This window comes from Sphingobium sp. TomMM15, assembly GCF_055397045.1.
In genome coordinates this window covers 719082-736392 of record NZ_AP027315.1, presented here as the reverse complement: position 1 = coordinate 736392, position 17311 = coordinate 719082, and the positions used below count along the sequence as shown (strand labels likewise).

The following is a 17311-nucleotide window of genomic DNA, read 5'->3' as shown; positions in this document are numbered from 1 at the left end:
TGACACACACTATTTAGGGCTAGGTTGAGCCGATGGATCCCGCCTACAGTGAAGATGATAAGGCGTTCAGAGCTGAAATCCGAGCGTTTGTGGAAGCCCACCTTCCAGCGGACCTCGCCCGGCGCGGCCGCCACGACTTTCATCCCCACCGCGAGGATCAGGCGGCCTGGACGCGCATTCTCGCCGAGCGGGGATGGTCGATGCCGCACTGGCCTGCCGCCCATGGCGGTCCGGGCTGGAGCGCCATTCAGCGGTTCATCTTCGAGGATGAGATGCGGCGCGCCTATGCGCCAACCGCAGACCGAATCGGTGCCGAGCTGGTCGCGCCGGTCATCTACACATTCGGTTCCGAAGAGCAGCGGCAGGCCCATCTTCCCGGCATAAGGCGGGGCGAGACATTCTGGGCGCAGGGATTTTCGGAGCCGGGCGCGGGCTCCGATCTGTCCTCGCTGCGCACGCGCGCGGTGAGGGATGGCGACCATTATATCGTCAACGGGCAAAAGACCTGGACCACCGAAGGGCATCATGCCGACATGATGTTCATGCTGGTGCGGTCCAACCCTGACGTCAAGCCGCAGGCTGGTATATCGTCGCTGGTCGTGGACCTGAAGACGCCCGGCATCACCCGCCGCCCGATCTGGACATTGGACGAGGGATTGACGGTCAACGAATTCTTCTTCGACGATGTTCGCGTGCCGGTGGGAAACCTCATCGGAGAGGAAGGACAGGGCTGGACCCACGCCAAGTTCCTGCTGGGGAATGAGCGCACCAACAGCGCCGAAGTCCCGCACACCCGGCGTGACATCGCGCAGCTTCGCGAAATCGCTCGGATCGAGAGGAAGAACGGGCGTCCGTTGATCGAAGACCCGCTCTTTCGCGCAAAGCTGGCCCGTATCGAGATCGACACGAAATCGCTGGAAATCGCGGTGCTGCGCGCACTGACATCCGACAATCACGGCAGCGCGTCCGTCGCGTCTTTGGTCAAGGTTCGCGGGTCGGAACTGCGCCAGCGCGTGGCCGACCTCGCCGCCGAAGCATTGGGCGACCATGGCATAGCCGTCAGCACCGATGGCGACGCCGAATATCGCCTGTACGATCAGGATCATGGCGTCAGCCCCACGCCGGAACATGGCATCGGCGTTGCGGCCAAGGCGATGTTCCGCCGCGCAACCACCATCTATGGCGGGGCGAACGAAATTCAGCGCACCCTGATCGCCAAGACCGTCCTGGAGCTGTGACATCATGGATTTCAACTATACAGCCGAGCAGGACGCTCTGCGGGACAGCGTCCGGCGCTTCGTCGAACGGGAATATGACTGGGAAAAGCGGTTCGCCATCATCCGATCGGCGGACGGAGCCGCGCCGGATCATTGGGGAGCCTTCGCTGAACTGGGCTGGCTTGGCGCGGGACTGACGGAAGAGGCGGGCGGTTTTGGCGGCGGCGTCACAGAAAATGCGCTGATAGCCGAGGAACTGGGGCGCGGTCTGGTGACCGAACCCTTTGTCGGCCATGTCCTCGCCACCCAATTGCTGGCGACCATTGGATCGGACAGGGCGAGCGCCATGCTCGCGGACCTGATCATGGGCGAGAAGCGCGCCGCTGTCGCCTTGCAGGAGCCTCAAGGGCGCGGCGACTGGCGGACTGTCGAAACGCGCGCGGAAGGTTCGGGGTCGTCGCGGCGCCTCACCGGGGTGAAATCTCTGGTCGAGGGCGCGAACCACGCAGACTGGCTCCTCGTGACCGCCCGGCATGACGATCAGGTCGGCATTTATCTCGTTCAACAGGGTCAGGCTGGTGTCGATTTGCGACGCTATCGTACCCTGGATAATCGGCGGATCTGCGACATCCATCTGGAGGGCGCGTCGGCCGAATTGCTCATGGAGGGCGCTGAGGCCGAACGTGCCGTCGCGCTGGCCGTTGATCATGCCATCCTTGCCGTTTGCGGCGAAGCGCTTGGCATCATGGACGCTGCGCTCTGGGCAACGCGTGACTATCTCAAGGTCCGCAAGCAGTTCGGCACGACCATCGGCAATTTCCAGGCTCTTCAGCATCGCATGGCAGACATGCTGATAGAGGTGGAGATGACGCGCTCCGCGCTGTTCAATGCGCTGGGAGCGATGGAAGAAGAAGAGGCGATCAGGACCGCCGCCGTGTCAGCGGCCAAGGTTCAGGCGTCAACCGGAGGGCTGTTCGTCGGACAGCAGGCGATCCAGCTTCACGGCGGGATCGGCGTGACCGAAGAACTGAATATCAGCCATCATTATCGCCGCCTCTTCGTCATCGCGCGGCAGTTTGGCGACGCCGACCTGCATCTTGCTCGCTTCGCTCAAGCGACGGACGAGGTAGAAGGTCGTTAGGATTGGGCGACATCGCGAAACAGGGCGACGTCCTGATTCCCCGCTTCACGGAGCGTAACAAGGCCCATTTCTTCGATCAGCCACTCTCCGTCTGCCAACCTGAAGCCATAAGATAGCAGGCCCCAAAGCTCATGAAGCGGCGGCGTCAACTCTTCGCAGCTGGCCCAGCCGTAGCGTTTTGCCCGCAGGGTCGCATGTTCGGCCGTCACGGAAACGATCGGGTTGAGCAACATGTGGCAGGACGTCTTGGCGGGAGGATTGAGTGAAGCGATCCCTGCCACCAATTCGTCCACAGGCACGACCGCAGCCTCATCGCCTACCAGAACCCCTATCCTCACAATGACCATGGGCGTGAAACTGCGTCTTACGCGCCGCCAATCTTTCGCATCAACGGCTTCGTCGAGCGCATATGCGGCTTTCAAGACCGCTTCGATAGGGTTGGGATGGGTCATGGCGCGCTAACCGACATGCGCGCGCCCCAGCGGATCGCCCGCCGGATGACTTCCATATAGACCGGACTGTCCCACGGTCCGACCTGCGGCTCAATCTCCGCGATAAAGGGTTGCATGTCATATCGTCCGCAGCTGTGGCCGGGTGCGAGGAACAGCGCCTCGCCCGCGCCGTGACGATGCAGCACCGCTTGCGGACGCGGCGCATCCTCCAGCCATGGCCCCTTCACATAGCCGGGCGCATCGCCAGTATAGTGGGACTCGAGCAGGATTTCGCTCTCCCCTCGCAGTTCCAGAATATAGGGTTCGTCCACCACCTCGAAAGGCGGCAGGCCCGCTACGATCGGGTGGTCGGATACGGGGCGCACGGTAAAGGGCTGGGGCGCGAGGTGGGAGAGAAAGCGGCAGCCCAAAAGATCCATATAGGCCGGATGCCGGTCTGGCGTGTCCGTAAGGCCGGGCAGTTTTATGCCGCCAATCTCCACCGCTGGGCCGGAAAACTCGATGTACGCCGCGCTGCCATGGACGGCGAGCCACCTTCCGCCGCGCGCCAGGAATTGCTCCAGTTCTGCCAGTGCTTCGCCTTCTGGGAAGATGTTCGTGGTGTAGGTCACCAGAAAATCAGCGGTCCTCAGCGCGTCCAGATCATGAAAATCGTTGGTGCATGTCGTCCTGATGCGCTCATGCTCCCCCAACCGCTCCAGCAAGCGGCGGCGCACCATGTCGAAATCATGAAAGTTTCCACCAATTACGAGCAACGCCCGCACGATGCCGCTTGCCGGTTCATCCTTCATTGCTTTTCCCTTGCCATCGCTTCAGTTCCAGTTCGCCTGCCCGCCATCCACCGGGATAGTCGCGCCGGTGATGTAGGCGGCATCATCGCTCGCGAGGAAAAGGACCGCGCGTCCGATATCGGACTGGGGATCACCGATCCGCCGCATGGGGATGGTGGACAGATAGGCGTCCGGTCCCTCCGGCTTGGCGTCCAGCCAGGCGAGCATGGCGGGCGACCCGGCAAGTGGCGCAATATTGTTCACGCGGATGCCGTCTGGTCCCCATTCGGATGCCGCCGCCCGCGTGATCGCGCCGATCGCCTGTTTCGCGGCCGAATAAACGGCGGTCCCGCTCGTGTCCCAGTTTACGGCGGTCGAAGAGACGATGTTGATGATCGCCCCGCCACCCCGCCGCTTCATATGGGGGTGAACCGCCTTCATCATGCGGAACGCCGCGAACGGCCCGCTCTCGAAGGTCAGCAAGAGCCCCTCATCATCGATGTCGAGCAGCGGCGCCAGCACCGCCTGCTGTGCATTGTTGACCAGAATATCGATGCCGCCATGCCGATCGACGGCATAGGCGACGAGAGCCTCTATGTCCGCCGCGTTCCTCACATCGGCGGGTGGAGCCACATCCGACTGGCCACCCCCAGCCGCTATTTCGGCATGCACGGCGTCCAGCTTGGCCTTTGTGCGGCCTGCCAATATCACAATCGCTCCGCCCGCTGCCAAAGCCAGCGCGATACCGCGCCCCACACCCTGCCCCGCTCCCGTGACGAGCGCGATCTTGCCCATGATGTTCATATGACTGACCTTTCTCTTCCCCCGTCAATATTGCGCAGACTGCCCGCCATCGATCGGGATCACGGCGCCGTTCACGAAGGATGAGTCGGCGGACAGCAGGAAGGCCACGACCGACGCGACCTCGTCTGGAGCGCCCATGCGGCGCATTGGATTATGCGCGACGAACTGCGCGGCGGCTTCCTGCCAGTCATCGGGATTTATTTGGCGCAGCGATGCTTCGACCAATGGCGTCAGGATAGCGCCCGGAGCAACCGCGTTGATGCCGATGCCCATCGCGCCATATTCCAGCGCTGCGTTGCGGGTCAGGCCCACGATCGCATGTTTGCTGGCGGTGTAACCGGCCTGCCGCCCCGAGCCGCGAATACCTAGCGCGGAGGCAGTATTGACGATCCGGCCATGTCCCTGCCTCGCCATCACTTTCAGCACATGCTTCAGGCCCAGCAGGACGCCTTTGGCGTTGACCGCCATGATGCGATCGAAAAATTCGGCATCGACATCCTCGGTAGCCACCTGCCGGTCTTCGATGCCCGCATTGTTGAAGAAACCGTCGATCGTGCCGAAGCGGGTCACGGTCTTTTCCACATAGGCGCGCACCTGATCTTCCTGCGACACATCAGCTTGCACCAGGAGAATTTCTGCCTCCGGACAAAGCTCCTGGACGGCGCCGTTCGTTTCTTCCAGACCCTTGGCGTTCACATCGACCAACGCCAACCGCGCACCATCCTGCGCACAGCGGATTGCTGCCGCCCGGCCAAGGCCAGAACCCGCGCCGGTGATGATGATGACCTTCCGTTCCAACCTTACCATTGCCGCCTCTCCCACCGGGCCTTCCCCTGTCTGCTGAACATTGCCGCAGCCACCAATACACGACATATGTCACTTTTATTCCTGTGACACCGCCCTCGGTGCTGACAGATGTTGCATAAACGATCTAAAGCATATAGTACGCATACGGATTAGATGCGTAAAGAGGCAAGGACGGGCGAGGCGTACACGACGCTCGGTTCGGCCGCTGAGCACCAACATATTTTCCTAGGTAAGCAAGGAAGAGGGCATGAGTTTTCTAGAAGGCAGAGTGGCGATCGTTACGGGCGGCGGGCGTGGTGTCGGCCGCACCTATGCGCTCAAGCTTGCACAGCATGGGGCGAAGGTCGTGGTCAACGATCTGGGCGGCGACGCAGCGGGCAGCGGCGGCGAGGATCTGACCCCCGCGCAAGAGGTCGTCAATGAGATCAAGGCTCTGGGCGGCGAGGCCATCGTCAATGGCGGCGACGTTTCCAACTGGGACAATGCCCGGGAGATGGTCAGCCAGGCCGTCGAAACCTTCGGCCGCCTCGACATCCTCATCAACAATGCGGGCATCCTGCGCGACCGCATGCTGGTCAACATGACCGAAGAGGAATGGGACATCGTGGTCAAGGTGCATCTGAAGGGCACCTTCGCACCGACGCACCACGCCGCCAATTACTGGCGCACGGAGAGCAAGGCGGGGCGCCAGCCGGACGCCCGTGTCATCAACACGACGTCGCACTCGGCCCTGTTCGCCAATATCGGTCAGGCGAACTATGCCGCAGCCAAGGGTGGCATTGCGAGCTTCAGCCAGGTCGCCGCACGCGAATTGCAGCGGATCGGCGTCACCGTAAACGCTATCGCACCGCGAGCGGAAACCCGCATGACGGCAGGGTTGCGCGAATGGACGCCCGAACAGCTGGAACGCCGCGACCCTGAATGGATCGCCGGTTTCGTCGCCTGGCTCGCCAGCGCCGAGGCAAGCCAGGTGAGTGGCCGCGTGTTCGAGGTCTGGGGATACGGCATCACCGTCGCCGAAAGCTGGCAGCATGGTCCGAGCTGCGAAGCGTCGAAGGACCCGACGGTGCTCGGCGAACGCGTCTCCAAGATTTTGAAATTCGCGCGTTCGAACGCCGGGATCAACCCGGGCGAATGGCTCGACCCCTGATAGCAGCGTGACGGCGGCGGGCCGTCGAACGTCCGCCGCCTCTTTGGATGGGTAAGCTCACAGGAATATCGCAATGTCTCTGGACGCTTTGTTTGAACCGCTGACGATCGGGTCGCTGGACATTCCCAACCGGGTGATCATGGCGCCCCTCACCCGTGCCCGCGCGGACGACCGGCACGTGCCCACCCCGCTTCAAGGCGAATATTACGCCCAGCGCGCGGACGCGGGCCTCATCATTTCCGAAGCGACTGCGGTCGATCCACTCGGCATGGGCTGGTATCGCGCTCCGGGCATTTGGTCCGACGAGATGACGACAGGCTGGAAAGCCGTAACGGAGCGTGTCCATGCGGCGGGTGGGCGCATCTATTGCCAGCTGTGGCACATGGGCCGATTGGTGCTGCCGGATTATATCGGGGGGCAGCAGCCGATTGCTCCATCGCCCATTCCTGGCGAGGGCGAAACGATGGCGCCGCCCCCTGAAGACTATCAGGGCGGTTTCCTGCCGATGAAAGCTTATGTCGTCCCGCGCGAAATGACGGAGGCCGATATCGGCCAGCTAGTCGCCGCCTATGGCCGAGGAGCAAGAAACGCGAAGATCGCGGGCTTCGATGGCGTCGAAATCCACGGCGCCAACGGCTATGTCATCGACCAGTTCCTGCAATCGAAAAGCAACCATCGGCAGGATGGCTATGGCGGCAGTGTGGAAAACCGCGTCAGGCTGTTGCGTGAGGTCATCGATGCGGTGACGGCCGAGGTCGATCCCGCCCGAGTGGGCCTTCGCGTCAGCCCTACCAGCGAGCGCAAGGGCATGGGCGATGCGGACCCGGGCGCTTTGACGGAGGCGATCGGCCGCCTCGCGCAACAGAGCGGGCTTGCCTATATTCACCTGATCGAGCCCATCGCGTCCGGCTTCATGGAAAAGCCCGATTACCCGGTCATCGAACGGTTGCGCGCCGTCTTTTCGGGCACGATCATTCAGAATGGCAGTTTCGACGGCCCCGCTGCGGGCGACGCCATTGCCAAGGGCAAGGCGGACGCCATTTCCTTTGGCCGTCCCTACATCGCCAATCCCGACCTCGTCGCCCGGATAAGGCGCGGCCTTCCTCTCGCGGAGGCGAATTTCGACTATGCCTATGTCGGAGAGGAACGAGGTTACACGGATTATCCTGCTTTCAGCGCATCGGGGTGTTCCGTCTGAGAGACAAATATCATGGCGATGGACGCGGACGTCGTTCATTCGCCACCATGCTAAATCGATCATCTTCGGCGTCACGGTAGCGCCGCCTAAGGAGAAAATATCATGTCGACTGAAATCCTGCTGCCCAAGCTCGGCTTTTCGATGAATGAAGGACTGTTGTCCGAATGGCTCGTGGCCGATGGCGGGGCAGTAACGGCCGGAGAGCCGCTATTCGCTCTGGAAAGCGACAAGTCCACGCAGGAAGTGGAAGCACCCGCGTCGGGCACGCTGAAGATATTCAAGGAAATCGGGGAAACCTATCCCGTGGGAACGGTGCTGGGCGAGATTATCTGACGAATTACTGATAGGAACTGTTTTCTCTGGAGAGGCGGCGCAAAGCCGAAAATCATATGAAACGCACCGATAAGGTCATCATCACCTGCGCCGTCACGGGGTCGATCCATACGCCGAGCATGAGCCCCCATCTGCCGATCACTGCTGACCAGATCGCCGCTGAGGCGATCGCGGCGGCAGAGGCAGGAGCCGCGATGGTTCATCTGCATGCCCGCAATCCCGAAACCGGGCAGCCGTCACAAGATCCCGAACTCTTCCGGCAGTTCCTCCCCCGGATCAAGCAGGCCACCGACGCCATCGTGAATATCACCACCGGCGGCGGTCTGGGCATGAGCCTGGCTGACCGGCTGGCGCCCGCAAAGATGTTCAGGCCCGAAGTCTGTTCAATGAACATGGGATCGGTGAATTTCAATATTTCCGGGGCCGGGGCCAAGATTTCGGATTGGCAATATGATTGGGAACTGCCCTATCTGGAAATGACCAAAGACTTTATCCTGTCGAATACCTTTGCCCAGATCGAGCAGGCGATGACGCAATTGTCGGACCAGGGCACGCGGTTCGAGTTCGAATGCTATGACGTCGCGCATCTTTACAATCTTGCCCATTTCGTCGACCGCAAGATGGTGGAGCCGCCCTTCTTCATTCAGGGCGTGTTCGGCATATTGGGCGGCATTGGCCCCGATCCTGAAAATGTCATGCACATGAAGACGACGGCGGACAGGCTGTTCGGCGAGGACTTCATCTTTTCCGCGCTTGCCGCAGGAAAGCACCAGATGCGGCTTGTCACCTTGTCTGCGCTGCTGGGTGGATCGGTGCGCGTGGGTCTGGAAGACAGCCTTTATGCGGGCAGGGGCAAGCTGGCGACGTCCAACGCCGAACAGGTGGCGAAAATCCGCCGCGTGCTGGAAGAACTCAGCCTGACCGTGGCCACGGCGGACGAAGCCCGCGCCCTGATGCAGACAAAGGGTGGAGACGATGTCGCATTCTGACGGTGAAGCGATCGGCGGGCTGCTGTCGCAGGGTCTGGCGCTCGCGGAAGGGGCGCCGCTCGATGACAGCGGCCTCATCCTGCCGTCCGATTATCCCAATGTCGCTGCCGCCGCTACGCCAGACAAATTGGCCATCATATTCGGCGATCATAGCTGGACTTATGCTCAGCTGGACCGAGGCTGCGATGCTGTCGTCACATTGCTCGGCGAGCATGGCGTCGGACAGGGTGGCCGCCTCGCTTATCTCGGCAAGAATAACGACCTTTTCTTCCTCATCTTGATCGGGGCCATTCGTGCTGGCGCCGTTCTCGTGCCAATCAACTGGCGCAATACGGCTCCGGAAACGGCCTATGTGCTGGAGGATAGCGAGGTCAGCCTCGTCATTGCAGATAGCGAGTTCCTTCCGCTGCTCAAGGAAGCGGACACGCGAGGCCTTCCGACGCTGGTCGTGGATGAAGAGGGGCCGCAAGGTCTGCGCAGCCGGATCGCAGCGGCACAGCCAACGCCTCGCAAGCCACTGGACCCACACGCGCCCTGCCTTCAGCTTTATACCAGCGGCACTACGGGGCGTCCCAAGGGCGTCGTCACATCCCAATATGCGTTCGGCATCCACCGCCATGTCGAGAACGTGTCCGGCTATTTCGCCGACTGGGGCGATGACGAGGTTTTGCTGTCCCCCCTCCCCACCTTTCATATCGGCGGGATGTCCTGGGTATGCACAGCCTTGGTGCGCGGTGCGACTGTCCACATCATCGCCGACACCGCGCCTGCGACCATCCTGGACGCTTGCCTGGAATTTGGCGTTACCCGCACTTTCATCGTTCCGACGCTGGTGCGCGGGCTGATAGCAGAGATGGATGCGCGCAATGTGCGCGTGCCGACGCTGCGCGGCATCCACTATGGCGCCGCGTCGATGGACCCCGGTCTGCTCGAACGATCGGTCGATCGCTTCTCCTGCAACTTCCTGCAATATTACGGCATGACCGAAAACACCGGGACGATGTCGATCCTTGGGCCGCAAGAACATGACGTTCATCGCGCTCATCTGCTCCGGTCGGTGGGGCGGCCTTTGCCCGGTTTCAGCGTTGCGATCCGCGATCCTCAGGGCCAACTCCTACCCGTAGACCAGCCAGGCGAAATCTGGGTCAAATCGCCCAGCCTGCTGATCGAATATTGGAACAATCCGAAAGCAACGTCAGAAGCCTTGATCGACGGCTGGTATCGATCGGGTGACGGAGGAAGGCTGGACAAGGACGGTTATCTGTTCCTGACCGACCGGATCAAGGACATGATCGTTTCGGGCGGGGAGAATGTCTATCCGGCCGAGGTTGAGGCCGTGTTACGCGATCATCCGGCCGTGATGGACTGCGCCGTGTTCGGATTGCCCCATCCCAAATGGGGCGAAGGCGTGACGGCGGCGGTGGAAGTTCGTCCGGGTCATGCACTTGATGCCCAAGAACTCATCAGCTTCGCGCGGCAGTCGCTGGCCGCCTACAAGATTCCGCGCCGGATCGAACTAGGCGTTGCGCTTCCCCGCACAGCGTCGGGGAAGGTCCAGCGCGGACTAATCCGCAAGCAATTCCTGGGCGGGGAATAAGCCGAGTATCGGCGCGCACGGAGGCAATCCGTGCGCGCCGATGCCGCCCTATGCTTCGTTCACCTGCGCCGAGCAGCGGTCGAGTACCACCACGTCTCTTCCAGCAGCCACCGCGCGGAAACGCAGCTGGCCGCCGCCCTGCTCGTAAAATTCAAAGCGGATCGTCTCGCCCGGCATGACCGGCTTGCTGAAGCGGACGAACATGCCCTTGAAGCGCGCCACGTCATTGTCGCAATAATGCGCCAGCACCGCGCGATTGGCCAAGCCCTTGGTACACAGGCCATGCAGGATCGGCCGGTCGAACCCCGCCTTTCGTGCAATCGCCGGCTCTGCATGCAACGGATTCCAGTCCCCGCTCAAACGATAGATCAGGGCCTGTCCCGGACGGGTGGCAATTTCCACCACCGCATCGGGCTTTCCTTCCGGCACCGGATCAGCGGCCGGGATGGCATTGCCGAAACCGCCCTCCCCACCATTGCCGCGCATGAACAGCGTCGATCGCACGGTCGCCAGATGATCCCCCGTGGCCGTATCATACAGCGCCTTCTCCTGATGGAGCAGCGCCCCGCGCCCTTCACCTTTGTCCTCGACCCCCGCCACGCGATATTCGCCCCTTATGGTGCCCGTCGGGGGCAGTGGCTTGTGCATCGTCAGATGCTGCTCAGCGTGCAGAATTTTCACCCAGTCGATGCCGAATTCCGGCCGTTGCGCCCAAAAGCCGGGATGACACAGAATGTTCGCGAAGCAGGGCAAGGAACGCAGGTCTTTTTCATAGACGAACGGCAGCTCTGCCTCATCAAGCGGGTCCAGACCATAGCCCAGCCCCAGCGCATGGAGGATCGTGTCGCGTTTGTCATAGGATTGGACGATGGGCTCAATCGTCAGGTTCCTGATTTTCTCAATGTCCAAGCGTCATCCCTCCAATGGCGTTTCAAGACCACTCAACAGCCCAGTGGCGTTATATGGTGCGTTATAGTACCATACGCATTATATCTGATTTGACAACCTTTGGCACGGGGATATAGATTGCAGGGATACCAGTTATTGACGCCTGATATGGAGCTTGCGTGCCGGACTTTATTCCTCCGTTCAGCACCCGCCTGACGAACCGGCAGGTCATCCTTGCACGCCGTCCGGCGGCCAGCCCCGTCGCTGTCGATTTCGCCCGGAAAGACGTCAGCATTGCATCGCCCGAAGAGGGCCAATTTCTGGTGCGCAACCTCTATCTTGCGGCGGACCCGGTCCAGCGCGGTTGGGCGGCCAACGAGGCCCTCACGCCACTGGGTGAGCCGATGCGTTCCCTTGCTGTCGGCGTGGTCGTGGAAAGCCGCGATGATGGAATCCGATCAGGCGATGTGGTCTACGGCTTTTTTGGTTGGCAGGATTACAAGGTCGCGACACGCGGCGACCTGTTGTCGCACATCCCCCATCCGCGCGCACCGCTTTCCGCCTATGCCGGGGTGCTTGGCATGCCCGGCGTGACGGCATGGCTCGCCTTGCAAGACATCGCTCCACCCTATGAGGGCGCGGCCATGCTTGTCTCAACGGCGGCAGGTACGGTGGGCAGTGTCGTGGGCCAGATCGGACAGCGCGCCGGCGCCTTCGTCGTCGGCCTGACCGGCAGCGATGAGAAGGTGGAAAGCTGCGTTCGCGACTATGGCTATGACGTCGCCTATAATTACAAGTCGGTCGATCTGGCGGCCACCCTCGCGGAGGCTCGCCCCGGCGGCTTCAACATCTATTTCGACAATACCGGAGGCCCGATCCTGGACACGGCGATCCGCGCCATGGCGAGGCACGGACGGATCGTGCATTGCGGCACCGCCGCCACGCCCAGTTGGAATCCTCCGCCGACCGGCCTTCGAAACGAGCGCGAGATATTGATGCGCGCGCTTCTTTGCGGTGGGTTCGTCATCTTCGATCATGTCGCCCGTTTTCCCGAAGCCGTGGAAAAGCTGAGCGACATGGTGCTGAACGGCGAACTCAAATTTCACGACCATGTCGAACCCGGCATCGACCGGGTCAGTGGCGCCCTTGAAGCGCTTTTTGCTGATAGCAACGCGCCCAAGACACTGGTCTATATTGGCGAGGATTAGCGGCTTCTGGAACTGCGCTCGCGTTCAGTCGGGCCGCCACTCGCCTATGGCAGGCCGCACCGGCTGAACGACGAAATCGCCCGTGAACACGCCTTCCTTGGTGAAGGGGTCGCCCGCGAGCAGCGCGCGGACTGCGGCCTCATCTTCGGCCTCCAAAAGGAAGGAACTGCCTTGAGGGCTTGAGTCCGGCTTGTCTCCATCCAGCATCGCGCCAGCGACTTTCACCGCAGCACCCTGTTCCAGCCAATAATCCAGATGGCGCTGCCGATGCTCCAGCCGAAGCGGCAGGGCGCCGGGCTTATCGGCGGCCAGAACGATGAAAAACATGATCTTCCCGCCTTCCCGTCGCTGATTTTTAGTCTTCGCCCTCGATCAGGCTCGAACCACCCTGCTCTCGCAGGACATCCTTCAAATTCTGCTTCACCTGCAACAGCACTTCCTCGCACACTCCCCTGTCGGCGTCCGACACGCCTTCCAGGATACGGCGGTTCATCGTCGCGGCCAGTTCGATCATGAGGCCGATCACATCGAACCCCTTTTCCGTGATGAACACGCGCTTGGCCCGGCGATCATTGGCATCTGCCCGGCGTTCGACATGGCCCGACGCTTCAAGCCGATCTATCAACCCGCCGACGGTCACCTTGCCCACTTCCATCAGCCGGGCGAGATCGACCTGCATCATCCCGTCATTGCCTGCTCGCGACAAAGTGCTCAGCACCGACCATTGCGACCGGGTGATCCCGTAAGGCCGCATCAGCAAGTCCATCACGGTGCGCCGGATACGCGATACGTCATGAACCAGATAGCCGAACGTGAACTGTTTCGCAGAGGGCCGTTTCGGCGTCTTCTTTTTCGGTGCGGCAGCTTTCAGCGTGTTCGTCATTCTCACCATCCAGTTAAAGGCAATTCAGTGCATCAGCTTCACCTGATGCTCTATAATTCGCCCACTATTGCAATAGCGTATGATAGCGAACCCGATGATCAGCAGGCGTATGATGTCTCATAGCCTCTCTATGCTGACCAACCATGATCTGGCAACCGCCTTCATTTGCCGAACAGGTCGCGGCCGATGATCTGCTTCATGACCTCCGCCGCGCCGCCCGCGATGCGCACGATACGGGCGTCGATATAGGCCCGCGCGATCGGATATTCGGTCATATAGCCATAGCCGCCGAAAAATTGCAGACATTGGTCCACGACCTTAACATGCAGGTTGGTGACCACCAGCTTCACCTTCGCCGCTTCGACGCCTGTCAACTCTCCCGCAAGGAAGCGCTTGATGCACCAATCGGTAAAGGTCCGCGCCGACAGGATTTCGGCCGACAGTTCGGCGAGCACGAATTGGGTGTTCTGGAAATCAGCCAGGGTCTGACCGAACATCTTGCGTTCGGCGGTATAGGCGACCGTCCATTCCAGCGCGGCTTCCGCCACGCAGATGCTACGCACCGCCTGCGTCAGCCTTTCCTGCGCCAGCTTGCCCATCATGATCCCGAAGCCGCCACCCTCGCGGCCCAGAAGCCTCCAGGATTCCGCGCGCGCGTCCTCCAGGAAAATTTCCGACGTATCCTGTGCTTTCAGGCCAATCTTCTCAAGATTGCGGCCGCGCTTGAAGCCCGCTTGATGCGTGTCGATCGCGATCAGGCTGACGCCCTTGGCGCCCGCCGCCGGGTCGGTCTTGCACGCGCAGACCATTATGTCGGCCAGCTGGCCGTTGGAAATATAGACCTTCTGCCCGTTCAGTACATAATCATCGCCCTCGCGAATGGCGCGGGTGCGGACTTCCTTTACGTCCGAACCAGCACCCGGCTCGGTCAACCCAAGCGCGCCGATATATTCGCCCGCGACCATGCGGGGCAGGACCTCGCGTTTCAGCTCCTCAGTGCCTGCCGTCAGGATATAGGGCGCGACCATTTCCGAATGCACCATGAAGCCGGGGCCGGTGATCCCCTTCTTCGCCAGTTCCTCGATGACGACGACATTGTAGAGCCAATCCGCGCCAAAGCCGCCATATTCCTCAGGGATGTTGGGGCAAAGGATGCCCACCTCGCCCGCCCGCTTCCAAACCTCGCGGGGGACGACCTCATCCTTTTCCCACTGATGATGGTTGGGAACCAGTTCCTCATCCACGAACCGGGCCACCGTTTCGCGAAATTGTTCATGCTCGGCGGAAAAGATGCCGCGTCCGCCTTCGCTGGGGTGCTGCGCTTCAACCACGGCGCGCCTCATGCATTGCCAATGTTCTTTCCGCCTGTTTCAGATGAGGGATGTCCAACATCTTGCCGTCGAGTCCCAAGGTTCCGGAATCCGGGTTGGCGGCGAACAGGTCGACCACTCGCCGGGCGAAATCCACCTCATCAGCGGAGGGCGAGAAGCTTTCGTTGATGATGTCCACCTGCGCGGGATGTATCGCCACGCGGCCTGAAAAGCCTTCTGCCCGCGCGGCCTTGCATGAAGCGCGCAGACCTTCGGGATCACGAAAATCGACGTAAAGCGTGTCCACCGCTTCGCCGCCAGCAGCATGCGCGCCGAGCAGGCAGAGCGAACGCACCATCTTGTAGGTGTGCGTCCATTCGCCATTCGCGTCGGTGTTGCCGCTCGCGCCGATCGCTGAACTCAGATCCTCCGCGCCCCATGTCAGCCCGTAAAGCCGGTCCAGACCCGCCGCCGCATAATCGCCCAGCCGGAAGGGGGAGACTGCGGTTTCGGTCGCCACCGGCAGGATGCGGATCGAACCCTGTTTGACACCGGATGCGGCTTCCAGCGCGCTCAGATAATGGCTAACCTGCGCCACATCCTCCGGCCCGTTGACCTTGGGCAGCATGATGCCGTCGGGCGCGACAGGCACGATCGCGGCCAAGTCTTCCAGAGTCCAGGGCGTGTCCAGCGGATTGACGCGCACCCATAGCTGCGACTTTCGTGCAGCGCGCGGACGTTCCTTGATAAAGGCCGGAACCATCTCCCGCGCTACTGGCTTGCGCGCGACGGCGACGGCATCTTCCAGGTCCAGGATGAAGGCATCGGCAGCGACGCCATCGACCTTGCCCAGCTTCTTCTCGCTGTCGCCGGGGATGAAGAGGAAGGAACGGATCGGCAACGTCATGACGCGGGCCTCTTGAGCTGGAGGCCGGACCGCTTGCACGATGCGACCAACTCATCCTTCTGATTGTAGCATTTGTGCAGGAAGGTCACGATCCCGGCTTCGGGACGCGACTTTGACTCGCGCAGATCGATGACCTCGCTCGTGACGTGGATGGTGTCGCCATGGAACAGCGGGTTCGGGAAGCGCACCTCGTCCCAGCCAAGGTTCGCGACCGCAGTACCCAGCGTCGTGTCCCCGACCGAAATGCCCACCATCAGGCCAAGCGTGAAGGCCGAATTGACCAGCCGCTGCCCGAAGGGCGTGCCCTTCATATATTCCTCATCCAGGTGCAGCAGCGCCGGATTATGGGTCATGCAGGAAAACAGAACATTGTCTGTTTCGGTGATGGTGCGGCGGATGGGATGCTCGAACAGCATGCCGACTTCAAGCTCGTCAAACCAGACTCCAGGCATCACGCAAGTCCTAGGATAGAGATGGCGGCGATGCCCTGATAGGGAACACCGCCCAGATTGTGCGTCAGTCCGATGGACGGGTTCGACAGCTGCCGCTCCCCTGCCCGGCCCAGCAACTGGCTGTAGACCTCATAGGCCATGCGCAGCCCCGAAGCCCCGATCGGGTGGCCGAAGCATTTGAGACCGCCGTCGATCTGGCAGGGCATCGCCCCATCCCGGTCGTAGCGCCCGTCCAATATGTCGAAAACCGCCCGGCCATCCTCGGAAAAGCCAAGGTCTTCCATCGTCACCAGTTCGGTGATGGAGAAACAATCATGCACTTCGCTGAGGTTCACCTGGCGCTTGGGATCGGTGATCCCTGCTTCCTTATACGCCCGCGCCGCCGCGTTGCGGGTGGTGGCGACATAGCTGCCGTCCCACTCATTGGTCTGGGTCTCGCGGCCGGAACTGGTCGACAATTGCAGTGCCTTGATCGTCACCAAGTCCGTCTTGCCCAGAGCGCGCGCGATTTCCGGCGTGGTCACGATCGCGCATGCCGCGCCATCCGACACGCCCGAACAGTCAAACAGGCCCAACGGATCGGAGATCATCGGCGCGTTCATGATGGTTTCCATCGGCACCGCCTTCTGGAAATGCGCCTTGGGACTGTGCACGCCATTCTGGTGGCTTTTCCACGACACATGGCTGATGGCGCGCTTCAAGTCTTCCTTGCTGGTGCCATATTTGGCCCGGTAGTAAGGCGCGAGCTGGGCGAAGCCCGCAGGCGCGGAACCCATCGGCATCCACAGGTCGTTGAACGTACCCTTGAAGGCAGGAGGCAGGCCGCCAAAGCCCGTGTCCTTCAGCTTTTCCGACCCGATCGCCAGCGCGATATCCACCGCGCCCGACGCCACAGCATAAGCGGCTCCGCGCAGCGCTTCGGTTCCGGTCGCGCACATATTTTCGACGCGGCTCACGGGAATGCCTTCAAGCCGCAGCGCCATCGCGGCGGGAATGGAGCTGTTGCCGACATTGACGCTATCGCCCCAGCAACCGAACCATGCCGCCTCGATCTGGTTGCGCGCGATCCCCGCATCGGCGAGCGCTTCCTCAAACGCTTCCTTCATCAGGTCAGCCGACCCCATGTCCCATCGTTCGCCGAATTTCGAGCAGCCCATCCCCAGAAGGGCCACCTTATCCTTGATACCCGTCGCCATGTCGCGAAC

Annotated in this window: 19 protein-coding genes; 8 read left to right on the top strand and 11 right to left on the bottom strand. The window is 61.5% G+C overall.

Annotated elements, in window-relative coordinates; genetic code table 11:
• Positions 1-32 precede the first annotated feature (32 nt).
• Entirely contained in the window at positions 33-1238 is a 1206-nt protein-coding gene (locus ACZ51H_RS16120; protein ID WP_464803067.1) for an acyl-CoA dehydrogenase family protein, read from the top strand.
• Between the two features lie 4 nt (positions 1239-1242).
• A complete protein-coding gene (locus tag ACZ51H_RS16115) occupies positions 1243-2358 on the top strand; it encodes an acyl-CoA dehydrogenase family protein (RefSeq protein WP_464803066.1) in 1116 nt (371 codons plus the stop codon).
• Here the strand turns inward: ACZ51H_RS16115 and ACZ51H_RS16110 are convergent.
• From ACZ51H_RS16110 to ACZ51H_RS16095, 4 genes are read right to left on the bottom strand one after another with little or no spacing between them, the layout of a single operon-like run.
• Positions 2355-2810, bottom strand: coding sequence for a nuclear transport factor 2 family protein (locus ACZ51H_RS16110; RefSeq protein WP_464803065.1), 456 nt, complete (start codon positions 2808-2810; stop codon positions 2355-2357). The two genes, ACZ51H_RS16115 and ACZ51H_RS16110, sit on opposite strands and share 4 nt — an antisense overlap.
• On the bottom strand, positions 2807-3601 hold the full coding sequence (locus tag ACZ51H_RS16105; protein ID WP_464803064.1) for a ThuA domain-containing protein: 795 nt from the start codon (positions 3599-3601) through the stop codon (positions 2807-2809). Before ACZ51H_RS16105 ends, ACZ51H_RS16110 begins: the two co-directional genes overlap by 4 nt.
• Before the next feature lie 21 nt (positions 3602-3622).
• A complete protein-coding gene (locus ACZ51H_RS16100; RefSeq protein WP_464803063.1) occupies positions 3623-4384 on the bottom strand; it encodes an SDR family NAD(P)-dependent oxidoreductase in 762 nt (253 codons plus the stop codon).
• A gap of 24 nt (positions 4385-4408) precedes the next feature.
• On the bottom strand, positions 4409-5191 hold the full coding sequence (locus ACZ51H_RS16095) for a glucose 1-dehydrogenase (RefSeq protein ID WP_464803469.1): 783 nt from the start codon (positions 5189-5191) through the stop codon (positions 4409-4411).
• Positions 5192-5438: 247 nt separating this feature from the next.
• On the opposite strand from ACZ51H_RS16095, the gene ACZ51H_RS16090 reads away from it, so the two are divergent.
• From ACZ51H_RS16090 to ACZ51H_RS16070, 5 genes are all read left to right on the top strand, one after another.
• Positions 5439-6341, top strand: a complete 903-nt coding sequence (locus ACZ51H_RS16090) for an SDR family NAD(P)-dependent oxidoreductase (RefSeq protein ID WP_460988872.1) — start codon at positions 5439-5441, stop codon at positions 6339-6341.
• 79 nt (positions 6342-6420) lie between these two features.
• Positions 6421-7539 (top strand): alkene reductase, encoded by a 1119-nt coding sequence (locus ACZ51H_RS16085; RefSeq protein WP_464803468.1) that lies wholly within the window; start codon positions 6421-6423, stop codon positions 7537-7539.
• 102 nt (positions 7540-7641) lie between these two features.
• On the top strand, positions 7642-7872 hold the full coding sequence (locus ACZ51H_RS16080) for a biotin/lipoyl-containing protein (protein WP_196227089.1): 231 nt from the start codon (positions 7642-7644) through the stop codon (positions 7870-7872).
• Positions 7873-7928: 56 nt separating this feature from the next.
• Entirely contained in the window at positions 7929-8861 is a 933-nt protein-coding gene (gene kce / locus ACZ51H_RS16075; protein WP_464803062.1) for a 3,5-dioxohexanoate:acetyl-CoA acetone transferase, read from the top strand.
• A complete protein-coding gene (locus ACZ51H_RS16070) occupies positions 8848-10458 on the top strand; it encodes a class I adenylate-forming enzyme family protein (protein WP_464803061.1) in 1611 nt (536 codons plus the stop codon). The genes kce and ACZ51H_RS16070 overlap by 14 nt, the downstream gene beginning before the upstream one ends.
• Positions 10459-10506: 48 nt before the next feature.
• Here the strand turns inward: ACZ51H_RS16070 and ACZ51H_RS16065 are convergent, their stop codons facing one another.
• Positions 10507-11367 (bottom strand): MaoC/PaaZ C-terminal domain-containing protein, encoded by an 861-nt coding sequence (locus ACZ51H_RS16065; protein ID WP_464803060.1) that lies wholly within the window; start codon positions 11365-11367, stop codon positions 10507-10509.
• A gap of 158 nt (positions 11368-11525) precedes the next feature.
• On the opposite strand from ACZ51H_RS16065, the gene ACZ51H_RS16060 reads away from it, so the two are divergent.
• Positions 11526-12554, top strand: coding sequence for a zinc-binding dehydrogenase (locus tag ACZ51H_RS16060; RefSeq protein ID WP_464772772.1), 1029 nt, complete (start codon positions 11526-11528; stop codon positions 12552-12554).
• A gap of 24 nt (positions 12555-12578) precedes the next feature.
• Here the strand turns inward: ACZ51H_RS16060 and ACZ51H_RS16055 are convergent, their stop codons facing one another.
• The 6 genes from ACZ51H_RS16055 to ACZ51H_RS16030 all read right to left on the bottom strand — a co-directional run bounded on the left by ACZ51H_RS16055 (position 12579) and on the right by ACZ51H_RS16030 (position 17302).
• The gene (locus ACZ51H_RS16055; RefSeq protein ID WP_449468880.1) at positions 12579-12881 is read right to left on the bottom strand and encodes a YciI family protein; all 303 of its coding nucleotides are present in this window, start codon (positions 12879-12881) and stop codon (positions 12579-12581) included.
• A gap of 28 nt (positions 12882-12909) precedes the next feature.
• Positions 12910-13437: a MarR family winged helix-turn-helix transcriptional regulator gene (locus tag ACZ51H_RS16050; RefSeq protein ID WP_449468879.1), complete on the bottom strand. Its 528-nt coding sequence runs from the start codon at positions 13435-13437 to the stop codon at positions 12910-12912.
• Between the two features lie 161 nt (positions 13438-13598).
• Entirely contained in the window at positions 13599-14780 is a 1182-nt protein-coding gene (locus ACZ51H_RS16045) for an acyl-CoA dehydrogenase family protein (RefSeq protein WP_464775252.1), read from the bottom strand.
• Entirely contained in the window at positions 14761-15654 is an 894-nt protein-coding gene (locus tag ACZ51H_RS16040; protein WP_464772770.1) for an HpcH/HpaI aldolase/citrate lyase family protein, read from the bottom strand. The genes ACZ51H_RS16045 and ACZ51H_RS16040 overlap by 20 nt, the downstream gene beginning before the upstream one ends.
• Positions 15651-16106 (bottom strand): MaoC family dehydratase, encoded by a 456-nt coding sequence (locus ACZ51H_RS16035; RefSeq protein ID WP_404957684.1) that lies wholly within the window; start codon positions 16104-16106, stop codon positions 15651-15653. The genes ACZ51H_RS16040 and ACZ51H_RS16035 overlap by 4 nt, the downstream gene beginning before the upstream one ends.
• On the bottom strand, positions 16106-17302 hold the full coding sequence (locus ACZ51H_RS16030; protein WP_464803059.1) for an acetyl-CoA acetyltransferase: 1197 nt from the start codon (positions 17300-17302) through the stop codon (positions 16106-16108). The genes ACZ51H_RS16035 and ACZ51H_RS16030 overlap by 1 nt, the downstream gene beginning before the upstream one ends.
• Between the last annotated feature and the right edge of the window lie 9 nt (positions 17303-17311).

Bases quoted from the DNA above. Each gene is read 5' to 3' on its own strand.
- ACZ51H_RS16120 (WP_464803067.1), top strand. From the start codon at position 33: ATGGATCCCGCCTACAGTGAAGATGATAAGGCGTTCAGAGCTGAAATC.
- ACZ51H_RS16115 (WP_464803066.1), top strand. From the start codon at position 1,243: ATGGATTTCAACTATACAGCCGAGCAGGACGCTCTGCGGGACAGCGTC.
- ACZ51H_RS16110 (WP_464803065.1), bottom strand. From the start codon at position 2,810: ATGACCCATCCCAACCCTATCGAAGCGGTCTTGAAAGCCGCATATGCG.
- ACZ51H_RS16105 (WP_464803064.1), bottom strand. From the start codon at position 3,601: ATGAAGGATGAACCGGCAAGCGGCATCGTGCGGGCGTTGCTCGTAATT.
- ACZ51H_RS16100 (WP_464803063.1), bottom strand. From the start codon at position 4,384: ATGAACATCATGGGCAAGATCGCGCTCGTCACGGGAGCGGGGCAGGGT.
- ACZ51H_RS16095 (WP_464803469.1), bottom strand. From the start codon at position 5,191: ATGGTAAGGTTGGAACGGAAGGTCATCATCATCACCGGCGCGGGTTCT.
- ACZ51H_RS16090 (WP_460988872.1), top strand. From the start codon at position 5,439: ATGAGTTTTCTAGAAGGCAGAGTGGCGATCGTTACGGGCGGCGGGCGT.
- ACZ51H_RS16080 (WP_196227089.1), top strand. From the start codon at position 7,642: ATGTCGACTGAAATCCTGCTGCCCAAGCTCGGCTTTTCGATGAATGAA.
- kce (WP_464803062.1), top strand. From the start codon at position 7,929: ATGAAACGCACCGATAAGGTCATCATCACCTGCGCCGTCACGGGGTCG.
- ACZ51H_RS16070 (WP_464803061.1), top strand. From the start codon at position 8,848: ATGTCGCATTCTGACGGTGAAGCGATCGGCGGGCTGCTGTCGCAGGGT.
- ACZ51H_RS16055 (WP_449468880.1), bottom strand. From the start codon at position 12,881: ATGTTTTTCATCGTTCTGGCCGCCGATAAGCCCGGCGCCCTGCCGCTT.
- ACZ51H_RS16050 (WP_449468879.1), bottom strand. From the start codon at position 13,437: ATGACGAACACGCTGAAAGCTGCCGCACCGAAAAAGAAGACGCCGAAA.
- ACZ51H_RS16045 (WP_464775252.1), bottom strand. From the start codon at position 14,780: ATGAGGCGCGCCGTGGTTGAAGCGCAGCACCCCAGCGAAGGCGGACGC.
- ACZ51H_RS16040 (WP_464772770.1), bottom strand. From the start codon at position 15,654: ATGACGTTGCCGATCCGTTCCTTCCTCTTCATCCCCGGCGACAGCGAG.
- ACZ51H_RS16035 (WP_404957684.1), bottom strand. From the start codon at position 16,106: ATGCCTGGAGTCTGGTTTGACGAGCTTGAAGTCGGCATGCTGTTCGAG.
- ACZ51H_RS16030 (WP_464803059.1), bottom strand. From the start codon at position 17,302: ATGGCGACGGGTATCAAGGATAAGGTGGCCCTTCTGGGGATGGGCTGC.